Raw genomic sequence first — 21,223 nt, 5'->3', positions numbered from 1 at the left:
ATGTTGGGTTACTGCAGCCATTTCGTTCTTCCAAACTTCCGTTATTGCGGCGCGATTGTTGATAGTAGTTAGGTTATGCGGTCTTAACGAGGGGTCGCTAAAGACCCGTTCTGGGAACTGAGAAAAGCAACGGCGCTTGAGGTAGACACATGGACGACAAGAAGTATTTGAAGTGGTACAACAAGGTCGGTTACGGCGCGGGCGACGTTGGCGGCAACGTTGTTTACGCGTTCATCGCATTCTTTGTGATGATCTACCTGACCGACACGATGGGGATGAATCCCGGCATTGTCGGCACCCTGATCATGGTGGCAAGGATATTCGACGGCGTCTCCGACCTCTTCTTCGGGGCACTCATCGATAGAACGAATACCAAGATGGGTAAGGCTCGTCCCTGGATGTTCTACGCATACTTCGGGTGTGCGTTGATGATTGTCGCAATCTTTGCCATCCCCGCCGACCTTGGCGACTTCTCTAAGTACGCGTGGTTCTTCATCACCTACGTGCTGCTCAATGCCGTCTTCTACACCGCAAACAACATCTCTTACTCAACCCTGACCGCTTTGATCACCAAGAACCCTGAAGAGCGGGTGCAGATGGGTTCCCTGCGCTTCATCTTCGCCTTCGGAACCAGCCTGGTGATCCAGGTATCGACGGTTGGTTTGGTGCAGGCATTCGGCGGGGACGCAGCCGCATGGCGCAATGTGGCCATCCTTTACGCTGTGATCGGCCTCGTCGTCAACACTATCTCCGTGTTCTCAGTTCGTGAGCTTCCCGCCGAAGTCCTCTACGAAAAGGTTGGCGAGGACGCCGAAGAAGAGCAGGAAGCAATTGACGAGGGCGCACCCCCACTACTTGAGTCGTTCAAGCTTCTGTTCTCAAACAAGTACTATCTGCTAGTTGTCGCAGTCTTCATGATGGGGCAGCTCTTCACCGCCATGATGGGGACCGGAATCTACTTCATGACCTACGTCCTTGGGGATGCGAGTTACTTCTCCACGTTTGCGTGGGCGATCAATGTGCCGCTCATCTTGGGACTGGTTGTCACACCCTTCATCGTCAAGAGAGTCGGTATGATCTACCCGGTCAACTTCGTTGGCTACGTCATCGCATTCGTCGGCAGGGCCCTGGTGATTGTTGCGGCCGGGATGGGGAACATTCCTCTGATGTTGGCCTTCTCGGCACTGGCGTCCTTCGGGATGAGCCCGCTCCAGGGAACACTAAACGCACTGATTGCGGAGGCTTCCCAGAACACCTACCTCACCCACAACAAGCGGATCGACGGCATGATGTTCTCCGCTACCTCACTGGGCGTGAAGATCGGCGGCGGCGGCGGTGTCGCCCTCTCGGGCTGGCTCCTCGCTGCCGGTGGCTACGTCGGGGGAGCAGCAGTGCAACCTGCGACGGCAATCAACATGCTGAACTTCATGTACCTGTGGTTGCCAGTAATCATCGCGGCCCTCATCGCGTTCCTGCTGTGGTGGCTGCGGGTCGAGCAGGCAAATAATAAGCTCCGCCAAGAGTTGGCAGAAAACGAGAAGTAGGAATCAGGGCTTGGGTCTGGCACCCGCAGGTACTGCCGAAGTGTGCCGGACCTTCCCGAAACGCCACACGACGACCGCGAAGACCGCTGGAATCACCGCGCCGACACTTGAGAAGAGAAGGAGTCGCCGCAGGTCGAGGCCGGAACCCCACCTCCCGTATGCGAAGCGCCCGATGCCCATGAGGAGCGCAAACAGTCCGGGCCCGAGCAGTCCGAGGATGATCGTGGTTCCCACGACAACTGCGACCTGTCCCCAGCAGTAGAAGGAATGCAGCAGTGCCATTCCAGAGGCCTTTTGGTCTGCCGGAGTTGGCAGGTGCTCCACGATGGGACTGACCAGCACCTCAAGCAGGCCGCCGCCAACAGCGTAGATCGCCACCCGCATCGAGAATCTGCGAAGACATCGCGCTCCGTCTAATTTGTTGGCGGGGGTCAATCCGTCAAGGACCATTGCAAACCTTATCAGGGTCGCTCCTGGTCATAGTTTGAACATCCCGGACCACTTGGGCCGACTTGCGGAACAGTAGAGCCATGAGTCTAGGTACGAAGGCCCAAATTGGGGTCACAGGTTTGGCAGTTATGGGTCGCAACTTGGCGCGCAACATTGCGCGGCACGGCTATGTGACGGCGGTTCACAACCGCACCTATGCGCGCACCCAGTCGCTGATTGAGGACCACGGGGACGAGGGCGAGTTTGTGCCTTCGACGACGATGGAAGAGTTTGTCGAGTCGCTGGAGCGCCCTCGAACAATCATTTCCATGGTTCAGGCTGGTGTCGCAACCGACGCCGTCATCAACGAGTTGGTTCCGCTCCTGGAGCCGGGCGACATTATTGTCGATGCCGGAAACGCCCACTTCCCCGACACTGTGCGCCGGGAACTGGCGCTGCGTGAGGCGGGCATCCACTTCGTTGGTATGGGTGTGTCCGGGGGAGAAGAGGGCGCGCTCAACGGACCTTCTATCATGCCCGGCGGTGCACCTGAGTTTTACGAAACCTTGGGGCCGATCCTTGAGGACATTGCAGCCCAGGTCGATGGCGTCCCCTGCACCACCTACGTCGGTCCGGACGGTGCCGGGCACTTCGTCAAGATGGTTCACAACGGCATCGAGTACGCTGACATGCAGCTAATCGCTGAGGCTTACGACCTGCTCCGCCAGGGATTGGGCGCATCGGCAGCTGAAATTGGGGAAATCTTCGCCAAGTGGAACGAGGGCGAACTGGAGTCATTCCTCATTGAAATCACCGCTGAAGTCCTCTCTCAGGTTGACGCCAAAACCGGCAAGGCTTTCGTGGACATCGTCCTTGACCAGGCCGAACAGAAGGGGACTGGACGTTGGACGGTGCAGAACGCCCTCGACCTCGGGGTGCCGATCACGGGGATCGCGGAAGCTACCTTTGCCCGTGCGCTGTCCGGATCGGTACCGCAGCGCGAAGCTGCCCAAGGGGTGCTTCCGGCTGACACTCTTCCCTGGGACATCACTGACCGTGACGCCTTCATTGAAGACGTACGTCAGGCGCTTTACGCTTCAAAGATTGTTGCCTACTCCCAGGGGTTCGACCAGATCGCCGCGGCTTCCGAGGCCTTCGGGTGGAACATCAACCGCGCGGCTATGGCGCGGATCTGGCGTGGTGGCTGCATCATTCGCGCAAGCTTCCTCAATCGCATCACTGAGGCCTATGAGCGCGACCCGGCACTGCCGCTGCTGCTCGCGGACGAATACTTCACGGGCGCTGTTGCAGCCGGGCTGAAGTCGTGGAGGCGTATTGTCTCTGACGCTGCACTACACGGGGTGCCGACCCCCGCTTTCTCTTCGTCGCTGGCCTACTACGACGGGGTTCGCGCCGAGCGGCTTCCGGCCAACCTGATCCAAGCGCAACGTGACTACTTTGGCGCACACACCTACCAGCGCACCGATCGGCCCGGCTTCTTCCATACCGAATGGACAGCGGATCGGTCCGAGACCGAACAATGAGCCCCGCAGAAGTAACCGCGACACACAACCCACTGCGCGACAAGCGTGACCGGAGGCTGCCGCGCATTGCTGGGTCCTCCGGCCTGGTGATCTTCGGAGTCACCGGAGACCTGGCACGCAAGAAGCTCCTCCCGGCCATCTACGACCTCGCCAACCGCGGGCTCCTCTCACCGGGATTCGCTCTGATTGGGTTTGGTCGCCGCGACTGGGATGACGCGAAGTTCGCCGAGGTCGTCAAAGAGTGCATCCAAGAGTATTCACGTACCGAGTTCAATGAGGCGGCGTGGCAACAACTGCTTGGTGGCATCCGCTTTGTCAGTGGCTCCTTTGACGACGACGCTGCTTTCGACAGGCTGCGGGATGTCATGGTGGAACTGGACCGCACCCGCGGCACGCGTGGCAATTTCGCCTTCTACCTCTCCGTGCCACCCAGCGCGTTTCCGCAGGTGTGCGGACAGTTGGCACGTGCGGGGATTTCCGAGGGCGCCAACGGGTCTTGGCGACGCGTTGTCATTGAGAAGCCGTTCGGGCACGACCTCGAGTCAGCCCGCGCCCTCAACCGCGTGGTCGAGGACGTCTTCCCGCCGCGTTCCGTTTTCCGCATCGACCATTATCTTGGCAAAGAGACGGTGCAGAACCTCTTGGCGTTGCGCTTCTCAAACCAGTTGTTCGAACCGCTGTGGAACAGTCGCTATGTCGACCACGTCCAGATCACCATGGCCGAAGACATCGGTGTTGGTGGGCGTGCCGGCTACTACGACGGGATCGGTGCGGCTCGGGACGTCATTCAAAATCACCTGCTGCAGCTGTTGGCGCTCACCGCCATGGAGGAGCCGGTCACTTTCGATGCCGATGACCTAGAGACTGAGAAGGTCAAGGTTCTCTCAGCCGCGAGCGTCCCGCCCGACATCGAATACCACACCGCCCGCGGTCAGTATGAGGCCGGGTGGCAGGGTGGGCAGCAGGTTGTCGGATATCTGGACGAGGGCGGATTTGACCCCAACTCAACGACGGAGACCTACGCTGCAATCCGCGTGGATATTGACAACCGGCGCTGGTCAGGAGTCCCGTTCTACCTGAGGACCGGCAAGAGGCTGGCGCGCCGCGTCACAGAGATTGCCGTAGTCTTCAAGAAGGCGCCGCCGCTACCTTTCTCAACCACTGGGAGCCGTGAGCCCGGCAATAACGCCCTCGTCATCCGCATCCAACCCGACGACGGGGCGAGCCTGCAGTTCAACGCGAAGGTTCCCGGGGCGGTAATGGAGGTGCGCGATGTGACGATGGACTTCGGGTATGGGCACTCGTTCACGGAGGCGTCTCCGGAGGCGTACGAACGGTTGCTTCTCGATGTTCTGCTGGGTGACCCACCGCTGTTTCCGCGTCACCGTGAGGTGGAGTTGTCGTGGGAGATCCTCGACCCCGTCATCGAATATTGGGCCAACAATGGGAAGCCTGAGCCATACCGCGCCGGCACCTGGGGGCCAGACTCGGCAGAGGAAATGGTTCGACGCGACGGACACAGCTGGAGGCGCCCGTGATTATCAACATGGACAACACAACCGTTGCTGACATTAATCGGCGGCTCATCCACGAGCGTGAAGAGGGTGGAGCAGTGGCGCTGTCCCGCGTCCTCACCCTGGTCATCGACGCAGGCCATGCCGATGTTGAGCCCGCAATCGAGGCCGCTAACACTGCGAGTAGGGAGCATCCCTGCCGCGTGATCGCCCTCGTACAAAACGATGACATTGAGGGGGAGTTGCACGGGCAACTGCGGCTGGGTCACGATGCCGGGGCCAGCGAAGTCATTGTTTTGCAACACAGCGCGGAACTGGCCGAACACCTCGACACACTGGTCCTTCCACTTCTGCTGCCGGACGCCCCCGTGGTGGTGTACTGGCCGTGCAACTCACCATCATCTCCGTCGACCGATCCGCTCGGGAAGTTGGCCCAGCGGCGCATCACGGATAGCTATTCAGCGACTGATGGCATGGGTCAGTTGCGTGAGCATCGCGAGCATTACGCACCGGGCGACACTGACTTGGCGTGGACGAGGACGACTCTGTGGCGCGGACTGATCGCTGCGACATTGGACCAGCCGCCCTATGAACCTGTCCTCTCAGCGAGCGTGACGGGAGAGGCAGGGCACCCCGCCCTCGACCTCCTGGGGGCGTGGCTGGCGCTGCACTTGGAGTGCCCTGTTGAGATGGAGCGGATCGAGGGCGCCCCGGGACTCACCGAGTTGCGGTTAGAGCGCGAGTCGGGACCGATTGTGCTGTCGCGTCCTGACGGGAGGAACGCGTCGTTGCAGGTTCCCGGTGAACCTCGCCAGTACATTACCTTGCCGATGCGTCCGCTCAGTGAGAGTCTGGCAGAGGATCTCAGGCGGCTCGATGCCGATGAAGCATACGGCGATGTCCTGCTTAATGGGCTCGCACTCTTGGAGGAATGATGACTGTTTTACCACCGACACCACGGGTAGTTGTCTACCCGGACGCCGACACTTTGGCGGCGGGCACTGCCGCGTGCCTGATCACACGCATTACGGACGTCCAGTCCGTGACGTCACCGGTTCACGTCGTGCTTACCGGGGGCACCGTGGGGACCAAGACGCTTGCTGCCATCGTCAATGAGCCCGCCGCGGGCGCGGTGGACTGGGCGCAAGTGCATTTCTGGTGGGGGGATGAGCGTTTCCTTGTGGATGGCGACCCGGAACGCAATGAGACCGGGGCCCGGGAGGTGTTTCTGAGTCGCTTTGCCGAAGCCATACCTGAGACGAACATTCACCAGATGCCGGCCCTTGACCCAGAAGGTGGGGTCGCGACACCTGAGATTGCGGCGGAACTCTATGCTGGCGAACTGGCAGAGTTCGCTCCCGAGGGGGTCGGCGTGCCAGAGTTTGACGTGCTGATGCTTGGGGTTGGCCCCGATGGTCACATCGCTTCATTGTTCCCGGGTAACGCCGCGCTTGACGCCAGTGGCACGGTGGTCGCGGTGCGCGATTCTCCGAAGCCCCCGCCGCTTCGTGTTTCGCTCACGTTCGATGCGATCGAGGCCGCTCGGGCGATCTGGCTGGTACCAGCCGGGGCGGACAAGGCTGACGCGGTTGCTTCCGCGTGGTCGGGCGCTCCGCGCAAGGTGACGCCGGCGGGCTCGGTCCGCGGGACAGAAGAGACGCTGTGGTTGGTGGACGTGGCGGCGGCCTCGAAGGGAAGCCGAGGCAAGGGCTAGGGCCACGACGTTCACTGGGCTACACGAAGCGGTCGGCTGTATCTGTGAAGATGCCAGTTGCACCCCAGTTGAACAACTGGTTTACGCGGTCGGGAGCATTCACCGTCCACACATTGACGCCGTAGCCAGCGCCCGTGAAAGCATCCATGCGTGTGGGGGACAGGTCGACGTCCTCAGCGTGGATGTAGCTCGCACCCACCATCTCGAGGACGGAGAGCCAGTCGTAGTACATTGCCTTGGACTCCCAGAGCATTCCGATGGCCAGTTCGGGCGCCTCCTCGTGAAAGTGAGCAAGCAACAGGGATGAGAACGAGGAAATGATTAGCTCGCGTTCCGGGTCGAGGTTTTCCAGTTCCTTCAGCACCGATCCGATCAGCCTCAGGGAGCCTTCCTTACCTGTTTCATGTGCTTTGAGCTCAATGTTGGCGTTGACACCGGCCTCGTTCATGAATGTGACCAGGTCTGAGAGAAGCGGAATGCGGGTGCCGCGGAAGTCCCTTCCAAACCAGGCGCCCGCGTCGATCTGACTGAGGTCAGCACGGGTGAGGCCATAGAAGCCGCCGGTGCGGTTCGTGGTGCGATCCAAGGTGGAGTCGTGGATCAGGATGGGGGTGCCGTCGGCGATGATGTCGACGTCAGTCTCAATCCATTGCACACCGGCCCCGGCTGCGGCCTCGAATGCTGGCATCGTGTTCTCCGGTGCCTGATGGTTGAGCCCGCGGTGGGCAAACACCATGCGGCTACTGGTCGGCACATGGGCCATGGGTATGGTTACTGACATCTGAGCTCCTCTGCTGCGAGTACTGCGGGTCGGCATCCCATTGACAATAGTATTCGCCCTTCGTTCAGGTGGTGGCGAGGTCGCGTCGCCTGAACCCAACAAAGCCGACCGTGAGGAAGCCGACCGTAAAGAGGCTGACCCAAAGCAGCCCTGACCAGTCAGGACTTGGCTGTGTGACAACGGGGACATGCCAGAACGGACTTATTCCCAGCGCCCAGTCCGGCAGGTTGAAGGATGGCCCCAGCAGGGTGAGCATGAACGACATGAGCACGCCTGCCCAGGCTGCCAGCGGCACACGAGGGCGGACGCCAACAACCAGGACCGAAAACGCCACCACCGTCCACATCGCCGGGACAGTAGCCAGAGTCTGAAGCATGCCCTCACCAAAACTAATACCGACATCGGCCCGCACCGCTAGGACGGTGAGAATCATTCCAGCCGTCACGAGGTAGATGGTTGAGGAAAGGAACGCCAGTCCGACATTTCCGGCGTAGTAGCGCCACCGGGACACCGCACCAGCAAGGATTGGCTCAACCCGTTCAGCGAGTTCCTCTGAACGGACCTTGAGGATCACTTGGACACCCGGAATCGCGGCAAGGCTTCCTAGGATCGCCAGGATACTCAAGAAAAAGGCACCAATCAGTTCGTCGTGGGTTACGGCCCCCGCCGCCAAGATATGAGCGACGGCGCTGTCTTGATTGAGAACCTCTTCGATGGAGCCGGTGAAGTAGCCAAATGTGATGCCAAGAAGTATGAAGGCAACTATCCATGTCAGCAACAGGCCCGCATTAATGTGTATTGCCAAGCCCCACGGCGAGCGGATGCGCCCCCGCGCGGGCCCCGGGCGCGGTGCCACAGCTCCCTGCCCGAAATCGCGCTTCGACTGGAGGACAAAGGCCAACGTAAGGCAGATGATTGTCAAAACGACGGCATAGACCAGTGGAAGCCAGTTGTTGCCCGTCGCTGGGCGCGCCTCGGTCAGCCATCCCAGCGGGTTGACCCACATCGCCCAGGCATCCGCATTGAGGGAGTAAGCCAAACCGCGTAGCACGTAGAGTACGCCCAAGGTTCCGAGCGCCAGTGTTGATGCTGCTCGCGCGTCGGTCCCAAGTTGGGAGGCGACCGCGGCGAATCCGGTAAACATCCATCCGGTGGCGGTAAATGTTGCCCCAAGAAGCAGTGAGGATTCCCAGTCCCCACCGAATAGGCCTGTCGCGACGCCAGATACCAGGCCGATGAGGACCGATTCGATCAGTGCAAGTCCAACGCCGGTAAGGAGCCGACTTCCCCTCCCGAGGACGCTGGAAGCAAGCAGTTCAGCCTGCCCCGAGTCCTCCTGACCCCTGGTTGCTCGCACCACCGTGAAGGTCGCGGCGAGCGCAGTGAGGAAGCCGCCGAGGGCGAGCGAACGCCAGGCATTAAAGCCGTCAACGGTCGCAAGGTCGAATGCCGGGCCCAGCACCAATCCCAGTGCGGGATTTGATCCGACCGCAGCGGCAAAGGCTGCTCGATCAGCCTGTTCGGGAAAAATCACCGGATACAGCACCACTGAAGAGACAGACAGAACGGTGGCAATGAGGATCCACGGCGCAAAAGTGTGAGCGTCGTAGCGCAGCGAGGTCTTGAGCAGCACTCCGGTACCGGTCAGGGGGCTAGTGCTTCGAGTCGTGCCCTCGCCGTGACGGCCTCGGGTCCGCCTAGCCATCCTGGTCACTGGTTTCGTCCTCGTACAAACGAAGGAACAGCGACTCTAGCGATGGCGGTTCCACCGTGAGGGCCGTGAGTCCGTAGGGGACCAGCGCCGTCATCGCTACTCCCACGCCGTCCGCTCCGACCGTGGCAGTGAGCCTGTTGCCGTCAAGGTGCACGTCCTGAAGGCCGGTCAGGGCGGCGGGAGAAGGAACTCGATGCAACGTGGCAGTGATTGTCGTTCGCGCATGCCCGCGGAACTGCTCCAGCGTTCCGGCCTCGACCACGACGCCATCGCGAATCACCGTGAGGCGGTCCGCTAGATTCTCCACTTCCGCGAGGATGTGGGAGGAAAGCAGCACTGTTGTTCCCCGCGCTTTTGCTTCCCCGACCACCTCTTGGAACACCTTGCCCATCAGGGGGTCGAGGCCGCTGGTTGGTTCGTCAAGAATCAGTAGTTCAGCGTCGGAGGCAAGTGCTGCGATGATGGCGACCTTTTGCCGGTTACCTTTGGAGTACTGGCGCCCACGCTTGGTTGGGTCCAACTCAAAGCGTTCAATCAGCTCGGTCCTGCGGCTCTCATTGAGGCCGCCACGCAGAGAAGCGAGCAGGTCGATAGCCTCGCCTCCGCTCATCTTTGGCCACAGCGAGACATCCCCGGGAACGTAGGCGAGGCGTCTGTGAAGCTCCACCACATCCTTCCAGGGATCTTGCCCGAGGACGGTTGCCGTTCCACCGTCTGCGCGGATTAGTCCCAGCAGGACACGAATCGCGGTGGTTTTCCCGGCCCCGTTGGGACCCAGGAAGCCGTGAACCTGGCCGGCCTCGACAGTCAGATTGAGTCCGGAGAGCGCCTGAAACCTGCCAAAGGACTTCGTGACTTCCCGGACCTCAATCGTCTTGGACAGTGTCATTCCAACACCCCCGTTGTAGTTGTTGGATCGCGCAGCTCGCGGTATCGATCGTAGTTTAGTGCCTCTATCGCGCTGTCATTTCGGCATTTAGCATGGTGCTAGGCGGTACGCGATCTCAAAAATGGGCTTCAGGAGATGGAAACCCCGTACAGGAGGTTGGAGCTTATCGCTCCTGCGATCTCTCCAGCCGGGCAAAGGCGCGGTCGATACGAATCTGCAGGATGGCCCCAAGTTCCCGGATAAGTCGCTCTTTCGGCATGGAGGCAAGCGGTTCCAGCCTGACGATGTAGCGCATGGTGATGACGCCGAAGGTTGCGGCCATCGCGATTTCGACTTCTTCCGCGAGCTCTGTTGTGATCCCAAGCTTTGCGCCGACCTCACCAATGACATCGTTGCGGATGTAGTCGCGAAAGCGTTGGCTTGTACCGGCGTCGGTCATAAGCGTTTGCATCAGGACGCGAAGTGTCTCGCCAGAGGTACCTTCTTCGTAGAACTGGAAGGCTCGACGCGCAATCCTGTCGCCAGCACCCTCGCGCCCTTCAGAGAGGTGTTCGAGGATCGTCTCCGCCGGGTCGAGTGGCAGGTTGAAGCCTGCGCGAAACAGACGCTGCTTGCTTTCAAAGTAGTACGTGATCATGGCGGACGTGCAACCGGCCCGCTTCGCGATGGCGCTCATCGTTGTCGGGTCATAGCCCTTCTCCACAAACTCTTCGTGTGCTGCGACAAGAATCTTTTCTTTGATCTCACCTCGTTTCGCAGAGGGACCGCGGGAAGACAATTTCTTCCCTTCTGACTTCCTTGGGTCGTTGGTCCCAGCTGTGGGTTGGGCGTCTTTTGGGCGTTGTGGTGCGGCTTCTGGGTTGTTCGACGACATGGTCTCATCCTAATTTAAACAGGGTGGAAACTACAGCGTTATCTACGTACACTCGGCGCCAGTTGATGATGTAGGAGGTACCGGAAGCAATGAGCAGTAGTAACGCGCTCCGCCTGGGGCTGGATGTTGGCTCCACGACGGTCAAGGCAGTGCTCCTTGATGGCAACCGCGTGGTCTTCTCTGACTACCGCCGCCACAATGCCGACGTGCGGGGGGAGCTACTTCGCTTACTGGCGGACATCTACGACCGGTTCGAGGACGTACCCATTACCGCTGCGCTTACAGGTTCGGGCGGACTCTCTCTTGCCAAGACGATGGGCATTGCCTTCGTTCAAGAGGTCATCGCGGGCACGCATGCAACCCAGACGCTGCATCCCGAAGTTGATGTCGTCATCGAACTTGGGGGTGAGGACGCCAAGATCACCTACCTGCACCCCACGCCCGAGCAGCGCATGAACGGCACCTGCGCAGGCGGCACCGGTGCGTTCATCGACCAGATGGCGACTCTGCTGCAGACTGATCCGACAGGCCTCAACGACCTTGCTTCGCGCCACAAGCAGCTCTACCCGATCGCGTCGAGATGTGGCGTTTTCGCCAAGTCAGATCTCCAGCCACTCCTCAACCAAGGTGCGGCGCACGAAGATCTTGCGGCTTCCATCTTCTCTGCGGTTGCGACACAGACCATCGCGGGTTTGGCGAATGGGCGGCCGATTCGCGGCACCGTCATGTTCCTCGGTGGCCCGCTCCACTTCCTGCCCCAGCTTCGCGCTGCCTATGAGCGCCTGCTTCCCAGCGCAGAAGGCTTCGTCACCCCTGATAACGCCCAGCTTTACGTCGCTATGGGTGCCGCGCTCTCGGCGGAGAATGCCGCAACCGAGGCGCAGTCGGCACAGAAGCTGGTCACGCTTATCGACCGCCTCACAACGGCCCATGTCATTGCGGAGTCCTCTCGGATGAGGCCCCTCTTCGCAGACGATGAGGAAAGGGCGCGGTTCCAAGACCGCCACGCCCTCGACGAAGTTCCGACCCTTCCGATCTCTCAGGCTCACGGGCGGTGCTGGTTGGGAATTGACGCTGGCTCGACAACCATCAAGGCCGTCCTCGTCGACGAGGACGAGAGGATTGTTTTCTCTCACTACGCCCCCAACGAGGGCGACCCAGTGGCCGCGGCAGTCGCCATCCTGCGTCGGGTGCGTGAGGAGCTCCCGGAGACTGCTCACATCGGACGCTCCTGCTCAACCGGTTACGGGGAAGCCCTGGTTGCCGCTGCTCTGCAGATGGACGAGGGCGTTGTCGAAACCATGGCCCACTTCCGCGCAGCCGACCACATGATGCCCGGGGTTACTTCGGTAATCGACATTGGTGGCCAGGACATGAAGTACCTGAAGATCAAGGATCGCGCAGTCGACTCAATCTCGGTGAATGAGGCCTGCTCCTCAGGATGCGGGTCGTTCCTGCAGACCTTCGCGGCGACAATGGGTACGGACGTGCAGAACTTCGCCCGCCTCGCCGTTGAGTCTGATGCGCCGGTGGATCTGGGGACACGCTGCACGGTGTTCATGAACTCATCGGTGAAGCAGGCGCAGAAAGAGGGGGCCAACGTTCGCGATATCTCCGCGGGCCTGTCCTACTCGGTGGTGCGTAATGCGCTCTACAAGGTCATCAAGCTCAAGGACCCCTCCGACCTCGGCGACAAGGTTGTCGTCCAGGGCGGCACCTTCCTCAATGATTCGGTGCTTCGGGCATTCGAACTGCTCACCGACCGTGAGGTCGTGCGTCCCTCGGTTGCCGGACTCATGGGAGCCTACGGGGCAGCCCTGACTGCCAAACTTCACGATGAGGGAACCCAGTCGACCCTTGCTGAGCTGTCCGACCTCGACCGCTTTAGTGTGGAGACAACCCGCAAGACCTGCCGCCTGTGCCAGAACCACTGCCAAATGACGATCTCTACCTTCTCCAATGGGGAACGCAGCGTCTCTGGTAACCGGTGTGATCGCGGCGCCTCTTTGGAGCGGATCCCCAAGAAGTCTGAGCTGCCGAACATGTATGACTGGAAGTACAAGCGGCTCTTCGGCTACCGCCGCCTGACAGAAGCGAAGGCATTCCGCGGTGACATCGGCATTCCGCGTGCATTGAACCTGTATGAGAACTACCCATTCTGGTTCACGATGCTGACTACTCTGGGGTTCCGCGTCATGATTTCAGGACGGTCCGACCACAACCTCTTTGAGCGGGGGATGGAGTCCATTCCCTCTGAGAACGTCTGCTACCCGGCCAAACTGGTCCACGGTCATATCGAGTCGCTGCTCGACAAGGGTGTGAGAACAATCTTCTACCCCTGCGTCAGTTTCGAGCAGAAGGAGTTTGACGGGGCTGACAACAGCTTCAATTGTCCGGTGGTCGCGACCTACCCGGAGGTTATCCGCAACAATATTGAGCAGGCGGAGGACGTTCGGATCATCTCTCCATTCGTGAATCTGGACAACCGCGATTACCTTGCTAAGCACCTTGCCTCAGCATTTTCCGACTGGGATGTTTCGGTCGACGAAATGCAGGCCGCCCTCGACGCCGCATGGGAAGAGGATGCCGCGTTCAAGCGTGACGTTCGTGAGAAGGGTGCCGAGTACCTGCAATGGATTGCTGACCACGACGTCAAGGGGGTCGTCCTCGCCGGACGTCCGTATCACCTTGATCCTGAGGTCAACCACGGAATCCCCGAGCTGGTCAACGGTCTTGGCATGGCTGTGCTCACCGAAGATTGCCTCACTGACGGCCGGCTGGAGCGGCCTCTACGGGTGCGTGACCAGTGGGCTTACCACTCTCGACTGTACGAGGCCGCCGCACGGGTCGGTGATGAGCCGTCGCTGCAGCTGGTGCAGCTCAACTCATTCGGTTGCGGCGTTGACGCCATCACGGCTGATCAGGTGCAAGAGATCCTCGAGGGCCGCGGGGATGTGCACACCGTCCTGAAGATCGACGAGGTTTCTAACCTTGGCGCAGCACGGATTCGGCTGCGGTCGCTGCAGGCTGCCGTTACCGAGCGGGAGTCACTGGTGTCGGAACACGTCGACACGCTGGACCTGGTTGACCCCTCGGGCGCTGCCGCTGCCGAGGAGGCCGCCGAGGCCGGACACGTGGTGCCCCACGCTTCCTTCACGAAGGAGATGCGCGAGGACGGGTGGGAAATCCTTGCCCCTCAGATGGCTCCGATCCAGTTCCGACTGCTTGAGCCGGTTCTGCAGCGCGCGGGCTTGAACGTGCGCGTCCTCGAACACACTAACCACGAGACGATGGAGACGGGCCTCAAGTACGTCAACAACGATTCGTGCTATCCGGCCATCGTGGTGATCGGACAGCTACTGGATGAGTTTGTTCAGGGTCGATCCAACCCTGATCGCACGGCAGTTGCCGTCACGCAGACTGGCGGAATGTGCCGGGCTACCAACTATGCGGCGCTGCTCCGCAAGGGACTTCGGGACGCGGGCTTCCCCCAGGTTCCGGTGATTGCGGCCTCGGTGCAGGGAATCGAAGAGAACACCGGGTTTACGCTGGGTCTTGGTGATATCAACCGAGCGATCCAGTCCATTGTGCTTGGTGACCTGCTGCAGTCGCTGCTGCTGCGAGTGCGTCCCTACGAGGCCGTTCCGGGCAGTGCCATGGAGCTCTACGAGCGGTGGAACGACCTCATGACGCAGTGGCTTTCTGAGGGCGGCTACTCGAAGGAGTGGCGCGGACACTGGACCTTCCGCAGGCTGATTGCAAAGTGCGTCCGGGAGTTTGACGACCTCGAACTGCTGGATATTCCACGCAAACCCCAGGTGGGGTTGGTGGGGGAGATCCTGGTTAAGTTCCATCCCGATGCTAACAATCACGCTGTTGATGTCATTGAGGAAGAGGGGTGCGAGGCCGTCCTTCCCGGCCTCATGCAGTTCTTCCATAACTCAGCGGCTAGCGGGAAATGGAACCAGGAGAACCTGGGGGGAACAACTAAGAACCGCAGGCTGCGCTCGGCGGCGCTGTGGGCGATGGAGAGGTATGAAGATCCGGTGCGGGCCGCGCTGTTGAAGACTAACGGGAAGTTCGTTCCTCACAGAGGGATCCTTGAGATGGCTGAGCGTTCCACGGACATTGCCAGCATGGGGAACCAGGCGGGTGAAGGCTGGTACCTGACGGCAGAGATGGTCGACATGATCGAGCACGGCTGTCCCAACATCATCTGTGCCCAGCCGTTTGCCTGCCTGCCTAACCACGTCATCGGCAAGGGCATGTTCCGCGCGATTCGCAACCGTTACCCAGAGGCCAACGTGGTTTCTGTTGACTTTGATCCGGGCGCTTCCGAGGTGAACCAGCTCAACCGCATCAAGTTGATGCTGGCAACCGCCATGCAGCAGCACGGCGACCAGGAAACGCGGCTCGACTTTGGCGCGGACACGCAGATTACTTGGGACGAACCCGAAGCGTCTGGGTGCGGCGGATGTTCTATTTCTGCGCTAGCAGGGGCCTCGAGTGGAGGCCCGGTGAGCCTCGGTTTGCCGATGGTGCGCCCGGAGGTACGGCGCTCGGCCTAGCCAATCCCGGGACTGGTCCGACGGCGTCGCCCGTTCCCGTTAGCGCGCCGGTTGGGCCATAGCGAGCCGACTAGGTCGTATAACGGCGTCATTCAGGGTGTAGAGGGGCCGGACCGGCTCGCTATGCCCTAACCGGCGCGCTAATGCTGGGGCGTCGCGCAGTGATGCGTGTGCTTCCACCTTCGTCGCGGCCATTTCCACCCCAGTCGCCCGCTTTTCGGCTTCCGTGGTGTGTCTACCACCCTCCATGGTGGGCCCTCACGCTTCCACCGTGTGTTTGCCGCCCTCCACGGCGTGAAATGTATACGTGGGGAACGGAAGTCACCTTGGGGTACATACCCCAGAGGCACATTTCGCCCCCACGTATACACTTCATGCTGGGCGGGTGCTTGGAGTGGGTTGGGCGGGTGCTGGGAGTGGGCTGGGCGGGTGCTGGATCTCCGGGGTCCGCCTCTGGCTGACATCACTCTTGTGGCATGAAGACCAGCGATTTTGGCCCCAGATCTTGCCACAATAGTGCGGATAGGTCAGCAGGCGATTTCTGCCTAGGGCAAACCCTCTTGCTCAGGTTGCGAAGCCGCCATGGTTTCGTATGGAATAGGTGGATGGATGATTATCGAAGTACCAACGGCCGACCCACCTGCGTGACCTTCTTGAAGATGGCAGTGACGCAATGAGCGCAGACATCTGGTGGAGCATCGGCCTCGTCTTCCTCTTCATAATCATCGGCGGTATCTTCGCGGGTACCGAAATCGCCCTGGTATCACTGCGACCCAGTCAAATTGACCAGTTGGCCAAGAAGGGCAAGCGGGGTGAGCGGACCGCAGCAATCGCCCGGGACCCGAACCGCTTCCTAGCTGCGGTGCAGATTGGTGTCACCGTGGCAGGGTTCTTCTCCGCAGCCTATGGGGCATCAGCAATTGCGCCCGCCCTCGTCCCACTTCTGACAAGTTGGGGCATGAACACGTCGGTTGCTAACACGGTGGCGCTGATCTTCATGACCCTTCTTATTGCCTACTTTTCACTGGTCCTCGGCGAACTGGTTCCGAAACGCATCGGTTTGCAGCGTTCAACAACAGTTGCGCTCGCCACTGCCCCGACTCTGGGGTCGTTCGCAACGCTGATGAGACCCGTCATCGCTGTCTTGTCCGCTTCGACGAACGCCGTGGTGCGGCTGTTCGGCGGTGATCCCAACAAGACCAGCGAAGAAATGGACGAGGCCGAGCTCCGCGAGGTCGTCACCGGGCACGAAGGCTTGGATGCTGACGAGAGGGGCATTCTCGCTGACGTTTTTGCTGCGGGGGACCACACCTTGGCGGAAGTTATGCAACCTCGTCACGCCGTGGCGTTTCTTGATGCGGACCAAACGGTGGAGGATGCGCTGGCGAATGTCTCCGCACAGCCCTACTCACGCTACCCGGTCCGTGATGGCAACGTTGACAACATCATGGGTTTTGTTCACGTCCGCGACGTTTGGGAGGCGGCGTTCCGTAACCGCGGTGGCGAGCCGATCTACATTCGTGATCTGGTGCGTGACATCGTGGTCCTTCCTGGCTCTAACAGGCTGCTGCCAACTATCACAACCATGCGTGACCAGCGTGTTCACATCGGCCTCGTCATCGATGAGTACGGGGGCACCGACGGGATTGTTACGTTGGAGGACCTGGTTGAGGAACTGGTTGGTGATATTCAGGACGAATACGACGAGGGCGACGCTGAGGTGACCAGTGAGTCGAAACGGGGGCCGTGGTTGGTTCCCGGTGTCCTCACGCTCGAGGACGTCGCTGACGTGACCAGATTGATGCTTCCCGAGGGGCCCTATGAGACTATCGGCGGTTACGTCATGGACAACCTCGATCGCGTTGCCGAAGTTGGGGACTCGGTGACAGTGGTGGTCGAGGACGAATCGTGGACACTTGAGGTCACGGAGGTTGACGGTAACAGGATTGTTGAGGTTCGCGTGCAACCAACCCCGGAGGGCTCTGGACAAGATGAAGCCACTAAGAGGGACGACTCCCGGCCTTGAGTCGCACGATGTGGGTGCCGCGGGCGCGCTTGACCTCCTGCTCACGCGACTCCAGTTCGGCCAGTGCAGCCGGTGACCACCTGTAGGTGAAGCCGAAGCTGTCCCGGAGGCGAGGCTGGTCAAGACGGTCGAAACCCGCGGGGACTTCGATTGCCGCACCGGCGCTAAACCGGACGTGGCGGTCGTGATGCATGTGGCGCGCGCGGGTGGACTCTGCGAATACCACCTGGACGGAGCCGAGGCGCCCCCAGGTGTCTGGGAGGTACTCACGAAGCAGGCGTTCAGCCTCGCGAGCGTCAGAGGGAATCCTCTCCTCGCCGTATTGACCTTCGATGCCGCGCGCGGCGATTAGGACCACTCCCGCGCCCTCGGGGGCGACCTCGTTGAGGTTCTTGAGCATCCAGGTGACGTGTTCATCACCGGTTTCAAACAGTCGGCTCAGCAGATATTTGTCAAAGATGGTGATTTCTTTGCTAACTGAGGCCAGGGGTCCAAAGAGGGAGTTCCACACTTCGCTCCGCGGGGTTCCTTCGGGGAGTCTTCCGGTGTCTACCAGCTCCCGCAGGCCCTGGTAGAGCTGTGAGTCCGCAACCGAGCCGGGAACGGTGATCTCCAAACCCGGGTAAGGCACAGCGTGACCACTGGTCGCATCGGGAAAGAGTCGCCGGTAGGTCTCTTCCCCCAGCACCGAGAGCATTGGCGCACCCTTGGTGAGGCCCTCGATCTCGGCGAGTGTGCTGGCGACCTCGGCATCTGTGATCAGCGGGGGAGTGGAAGCGCTAAGCCTGCCCTGCTTTTTGAGGCTGAGGAGTAGTTGCTGCCACTCCTTTTTCTCCGCTGGAGTCAGGTCTGGCAGTCCCAGGGAGTCGATCCACCGTCCGGCCTCGTCCGAGGACGTGAAGCGCATGACGCCGTGGCGGAGTAGCAGTTCAACCAGGTCACGACGGAGCGCGGGTGCATTGAACCGCGCTTCCGACTGGGTTGTTTCAACCAGCGCGCGCGGCGTGATGTGAACGTTGAGCAGCACTACAAGTCCCCGAAGATTTCATTGAACTGCTCATCGAAGAAGCCGCCTGGCCAGTGGTCGATGAACTCGCCACTTTCGTCGATGCGGAGTTCGCGTATGGAGGCGTTCCCGCCTTCGGCTTGATCAACGTAGAGGAGGAGGACGTCCTCGGGCGTAATCAACTGCTCCTTAATGCGTCGTTGGATCCTCATGATGAGGGTTTCAGAGTGGGTCTCGGCGATGATTTGGTTGCCCCGACCCGCAGGATTTGTTGACTCAATCAAGAGGTCAGCTAGTTCCGCCTGCATGGCTGGGTGGAGGTGGATCTCAGGCTGCTCAACCATGATCACGCTGTTGGTTCGCGCCGAAAGCTCCGTGATGATCGGCAGGACCTGGGAGATTCCGAATCCGACGTCGGCCGGTGTCACATCCACCCCACTCCGGGTATCGGTGAGTACCACCGAAGCGATATCCCCTAGGGTGTCGCGGTGCTTGGGGTGGATGGGGTTGACGACGTCGAGGACGTACGGCACCCCGAGGCGCTGGAGTGCCGCGGACACCTCTTCGCGTTCTGAAGGGTTCTCCAACAGGAAAAACGGCATGTCGAAGATGCCCGCGTTTGCGTTGCGGTGACTGAACCTCTCTGGAGCGCGGCGCAGGGGACCCAGGTACACCATGCGTTGGGCGAGGTTCACGGACTCTTGGGAAAGGGCCTGGAATAGTCGGGTGGTCGCACTCACCGCCTCGCGCCCCCAGGCCTGGTAGGCGGACCCGGATGTTCGGTAGTCAATCTCTGCTCGGAACTGAGGGTTCAGTGTGCCAACCGTGATGCCATCCGGTCGGAAAAGTAGCTCAGGAAACGCGTCGTCAGCTAGGAAGGCGAAGGGTTGTGCGGCATCAGCTAACGCTCCGGCAGCCTCAGTGCCCTGCACCAGGTCAGAGCGGTAGAGGGCGCCCTCCGTGGTGAGAAGTGTGGTGGCTCGCCGAAATGCGTCAACGGGGAGGTAGAAGTCTGGGGCGTGGAAATCGAACCTAAAGCTGTCGTCGCCCAAACCAAGTTTCAACGCTTCCGGCATCCCCGTGTCTTGAGTATGGGGATAGGTGAAACGAACATCAAAGGAGCGCATCCGACGCGGATCCGGCAGGGCCGCATCAGCATCGATGCTTGGGTTGGAGGCAAATGAAATGCCGATGTTCATTGGTTCGCCAAGATCATGGCGATGCAGCAGGCCGGGCAGGCTGCCGAGGTCGACATTGTCACCGGCTGCCGTGAATGCCCCACTGAGAAGCGACTGCTTGAGAAGCAGAAGCGACTGGATCAGGGACGACTTGCCTGCGGAGTTCTTCCCGTAGAGCAGGGTGAGGGGACGCAGGGGAAGCGTGAGGGGCTCCCCGACACTCTTGAAGTTGTGGAGTCGGAGCTCGGTGAGAAGATGGCCCGGGGGTGTGGGCCGAACCTGGTGACGAATCGGTGGGTTCGTCAGGTGCAGTTGCGGTGCATAGCCTTTCGCCTCCAACTCCCATGAGGGGACAAGTGCGGCAAGCCATGGCGGTGCAACCGGTTCTTTGGCCTCGTCTATCCAGTCGACAATAAGTTGCACTACCGAGGCCGCATCGGAGCGAGTTTGCTCAGATCCATCAACGGTGCTGGCTGCAACCATCAGTACCCGGCTTTCACCGTCGGCGCCAAGTTTCTTGGGATCGCGTGCACCCGACAGTACCCACAGGAAAGGTGCGACGTCGCTGCCTAGCTCTGAACCTGGGGGAAGCGTGATGACGGCTTCGAGGCGCCCTTCCTTAGCCAGCTTGCGGCGCACTGTTTGAATCTGTGTGCGGTAGGAAGAAGAGGCGGGCCGAACAACCACGATCCCGCGCCCCGTTGCAGAGATCAACGATGCCACGAGAGCAAGCCAGGTAGCGTTCCCATCAAGGGTGCGCCACTCAGGACCCACTTGTGAGACCAGGCTGGGTGCGATCTCTGCGCTTGAAAGATGTGGGTTGAGGGGCGGCTGGGAGATGACCAGGTCGAACTTGCGCTCGGGTGGGTCGGTGAGAGAGTTTTCGACCTCTATGATCGGATCGACAGCCCCCGCGATAAGGAGACGCATCCGGGTGATGGCGACTGCGTAGGGGTCGGTGTCGATTCCGTAGAGACACTGGGTTTGCCGCGCCACTGCTGCAAGCGTGCCGCCGAGTCCGCAAGCTGGATCCATTGCATTTTGGGCGGATCCGGCCAGTGCCCCGATGAGCTTGTTCAGCGCGGGTGAAGACATGGACTGCAGAGCTGCTCGTGAAGCGAGGGAGGCGCGCGCGTCGAGAAGGGCTTCGAACCGGGCGGAGATGTCTGCGGCCGCAGTGCGGCGCGCATCGTCGTCAATCTCACCGCAGGTGCGTGACGCCAGATCGGACCAGTTCGACGCCAGCGGTTCAATGAGGGCATCTACGTTAATGTCCGCACCAGTGTGCTGCTTCCAGGTGCGAAACAGGGCGGTCAGGGCATAGGTGATGGATGCTTCCGGGGAGCTTGAGCGCTTCGCAAGTAGGACGAGGCTGTCACGCTCCCAAGAAGAGGTTTTCTCTGGTTCAGTCACCTTCGAAGCTTATGGCATGGCAGGGGCAC

The 21,223-nt window shown here is 60.6% G+C and carries 14 protein-coding genes; 7 read left to right on the top strand and 7 right to left on the bottom strand.

Going from position 1 to position 21,223, the window contains the following annotated elements:
- The first annotated feature begins 149 nt into the window (after nt 1-149).
- The gene (locus H2O65_RS06535; RefSeq protein WP_182140961.1) at nt 150-1,544 is read left to right on the top strand and encodes an MFS transporter; all 1,395 of its coding nucleotides are present in this window, start codon (nt 150-152) and stop codon (nt 1,542-1,544) included.
- Between the two features lie 3 nt (nt 1,545-1,547).
- Here H2O65_RS06535 and H2O65_RS10375 read toward each other — a convergent pair whose 3' ends face one another.
- The gene (locus H2O65_RS10375) at nt 1,548-1,994 is read right to left on the bottom strand and encodes a hypothetical protein (protein ID WP_220458722.1); all 447 of its coding nucleotides are present in this window, start codon (nt 1,992-1,994) and stop codon (nt 1,548-1,550) included.
- A gap of 80 nt (nt 1,995-2,074) precedes the next feature.
- On the opposite strand from H2O65_RS10375, the gene gndA reads away from it, so the two are divergent.
- Genes gndA through pgl form a run of 4 tightly spaced genes read left to right on the top strand, consistent with a single transcriptional unit; the run spans nt 2,075 to nt 6,745 of the window.
- Complete coding sequence (gene gndA, locus H2O65_RS06525; protein WP_182140960.1) at nt 2,075-3,517, top strand: NADP-dependent phosphogluconate dehydrogenase; 1,443 nt, start codon at nt 2,075-2,077, stop codon at nt 3,515-3,517.
- Nucleotides 3,514-5,055 carry a glucose-6-phosphate dehydrogenase gene (zwf, locus tag H2O65_RS06520; protein WP_182140959.1) on the top strand — a complete coding sequence of 514 codons (1,542 nt, stop codon included), beginning with the start codon at nt 3,514-3,516 and terminating at the stop codon, nt 5,053-5,055. The genes gndA and zwf overlap by 4 nt, the downstream gene beginning before the upstream one ends.
- The gene (locus tag H2O65_RS06515) at nt 5,052-5,966 is read left to right on the top strand and encodes a glucose-6-phosphate dehydrogenase assembly protein OpcA (RefSeq protein WP_182140958.1); all 915 of its coding nucleotides are present in this window, start codon (nt 5,052-5,054) and stop codon (nt 5,964-5,966) included. Before zwf ends, H2O65_RS06515 begins: the two co-directional genes overlap by 4 nt.
- Nucleotides 5,966-6,745, top strand: coding sequence for a 6-phosphogluconolactonase (gene pgl, locus H2O65_RS06510; RefSeq protein WP_182140957.1), 780 nt, complete (start codon nt 5,966-5,968; stop codon nt 6,743-6,745). Before H2O65_RS06515 ends, pgl begins: the two co-directional genes overlap by 1 nt.
- Before the next feature lie 19 nt (nt 6,746-6,764).
- On the opposite strand, the gene H2O65_RS06505 is transcribed toward pgl, so the two are convergent.
- The 4 genes from H2O65_RS06505 to H2O65_RS06490 all read right to left on the bottom strand — a co-directional run bounded on the left by H2O65_RS06505 (nt 6,765) and on the right by H2O65_RS06490 (nt 11,003).
- Nucleotides 6,765-7,526 carry a glycerophosphodiester phosphodiesterase family protein gene (locus tag H2O65_RS06505; protein WP_182140956.1) on the bottom strand — a complete coding sequence of 254 codons (762 nt, stop codon included), beginning with the start codon at nt 7,524-7,526 and terminating at the stop codon, nt 6,765-6,767.
- 64 nt (nt 7,527-7,590) lie between these two features.
- Nucleotides 7,591-9,240: an ABC transporter permease gene (locus H2O65_RS06500; protein ID WP_220458721.1), complete on the bottom strand. Its 1,650-nt coding sequence runs from the start codon at nt 9,238-9,240 to the stop codon at nt 7,591-7,593.
- The gene (locus H2O65_RS06495) at nt 9,224-10,129 is read right to left on the bottom strand and encodes an ABC transporter ATP-binding protein (RefSeq protein ID WP_182140955.1); all 906 of its coding nucleotides are present in this window, start codon (nt 10,127-10,129) and stop codon (nt 9,224-9,226) included. The genes H2O65_RS06500 and H2O65_RS06495 overlap by 17 nt, the downstream gene beginning before the upstream one ends.
- A gap of 163 nt (nt 10,130-10,292) precedes the next feature.
- On the bottom strand, nt 10,293-11,003 hold the full coding sequence (locus H2O65_RS06490) for a TetR family transcriptional regulator (protein ID WP_182140954.1): 711 nt from the start codon (nt 11,001-11,003) through the stop codon (nt 10,293-10,295).
- Between the two features lie 89 nt (nt 11,004-11,092).
- On the opposite strand from H2O65_RS06490, the gene H2O65_RS06485 reads away from it, so the two are divergent.
- Together H2O65_RS06485 and H2O65_RS06480 are read left to right on the top strand one after the other, a co-directional pair.
- On the top strand, nt 11,093-15,571 hold the full coding sequence (locus H2O65_RS06485; protein ID WP_182140953.1) for an acyl-CoA dehydratase activase-related protein: 4,479 nt from the start codon (nt 11,093-11,095) through the stop codon (nt 15,569-15,571).
- 673 nt (nt 15,572-16,244) lie between these two features.
- A complete protein-coding gene (locus tag H2O65_RS06480; RefSeq protein WP_182140952.1) occupies nt 16,245-17,597 on the top strand; it encodes a hemolysin family protein in 1,353 nt (450 codons plus the stop codon).
- Here the strand turns inward: H2O65_RS06480 and H2O65_RS06475 are convergent.
- The gene (locus H2O65_RS06475; RefSeq protein ID WP_182140951.1) at nt 17,572-18,624 is read right to left on the bottom strand and encodes a hypothetical protein; all 1,053 of its coding nucleotides are present in this window, start codon (nt 18,622-18,624) and stop codon (nt 17,572-17,574) included. The two genes, H2O65_RS06480 and H2O65_RS06475, sit on opposite strands and share 26 nt — an antisense overlap.
- The gene (locus H2O65_RS06470) at nt 18,624-21,194 is read right to left on the bottom strand and encodes a DUF3696 domain-containing protein (RefSeq protein ID WP_182140950.1); all 2,571 of its coding nucleotides are present in this window, start codon (nt 21,192-21,194) and stop codon (nt 18,624-18,626) included. The genes H2O65_RS06475 and H2O65_RS06470 overlap by 1 nt, the downstream gene beginning before the upstream one ends.
- Nucleotides 21,195-21,223: the final 29 nt, after the last annotated feature.

Origin of the sequence: Schaalia sp. JY-X169 (assembly GCF_014069575.1) — a bacterium.
GTDB lineage: Bacteria > Actinomycetota > Actinomycetes > Actinomycetales > Actinomycetaceae > Scrofimicrobium.
The sequence above is the reverse complement of the archived record's forward strand: the minus strand, read 5'-3'. Positions and strand labels throughout refer to the sequence as shown.

What these genes read in the sequence shown, in the direction of transcription:
- H2O65_RS06535 (WP_182140961.1), top strand. Translation starts at nt 150, where the DNA reads ATGGACGACAAGAAGTATTTGAAGTGGTACAACAAGGTCGGTTACGGC.
- H2O65_RS10375 (WP_220458722.1), bottom strand. Translation starts at nt 1,994, where the DNA reads ATGGTCCTTGACGGATTGACCCCCGCCAACAAATTAGACGGAGCGCGA.
- gndA (WP_182140960.1), top strand. Translation starts at nt 2,075, where the DNA reads ATGAGTCTAGGTACGAAGGCCCAAATTGGGGTCACAGGTTTGGCAGTT.
- zwf (WP_182140959.1), top strand. Translation starts at nt 3,514, where the DNA reads ATGAGCCCCGCAGAAGTAACCGCGACACACAACCCACTGCGCGACAAG.
- pgl (WP_182140957.1), top strand. Translation starts at nt 5,966, where the DNA reads ATGACTGTTTTACCACCGACACCACGGGTAGTTGTCTACCCGGACGCC.
- H2O65_RS06505 (WP_182140956.1), bottom strand. Translation starts at nt 7,526, where the DNA reads ATGTCAGTAACCATACCCATGGCCCATGTGCCGACCAGTAGCCGCATG.
- H2O65_RS06495 (WP_182140955.1), bottom strand. Translation starts at nt 10,129, where the DNA reads ATGACACTGTCCAAGACGATTGAGGTCCGGGAAGTCACGAAGTCCTTT.
- H2O65_RS06490 (WP_182140954.1), bottom strand. Translation starts at nt 11,003, where the DNA reads ATGTCGTCGAACAACCCAGAAGCCGCACCACAACGCCCAAAAGACGCC.
- H2O65_RS06485 (WP_182140953.1), top strand. Translation starts at nt 11,093, where the DNA reads ATGAGCAGTAGTAACGCGCTCCGCCTGGGGCTGGATGTTGGCTCCACG.
- H2O65_RS06480 (WP_182140952.1), top strand. Translation starts at nt 16,245, where the DNA reads ATGAGCGCAGACATCTGGTGGAGCATCGGCCTCGTCTTCCTCTTCATA.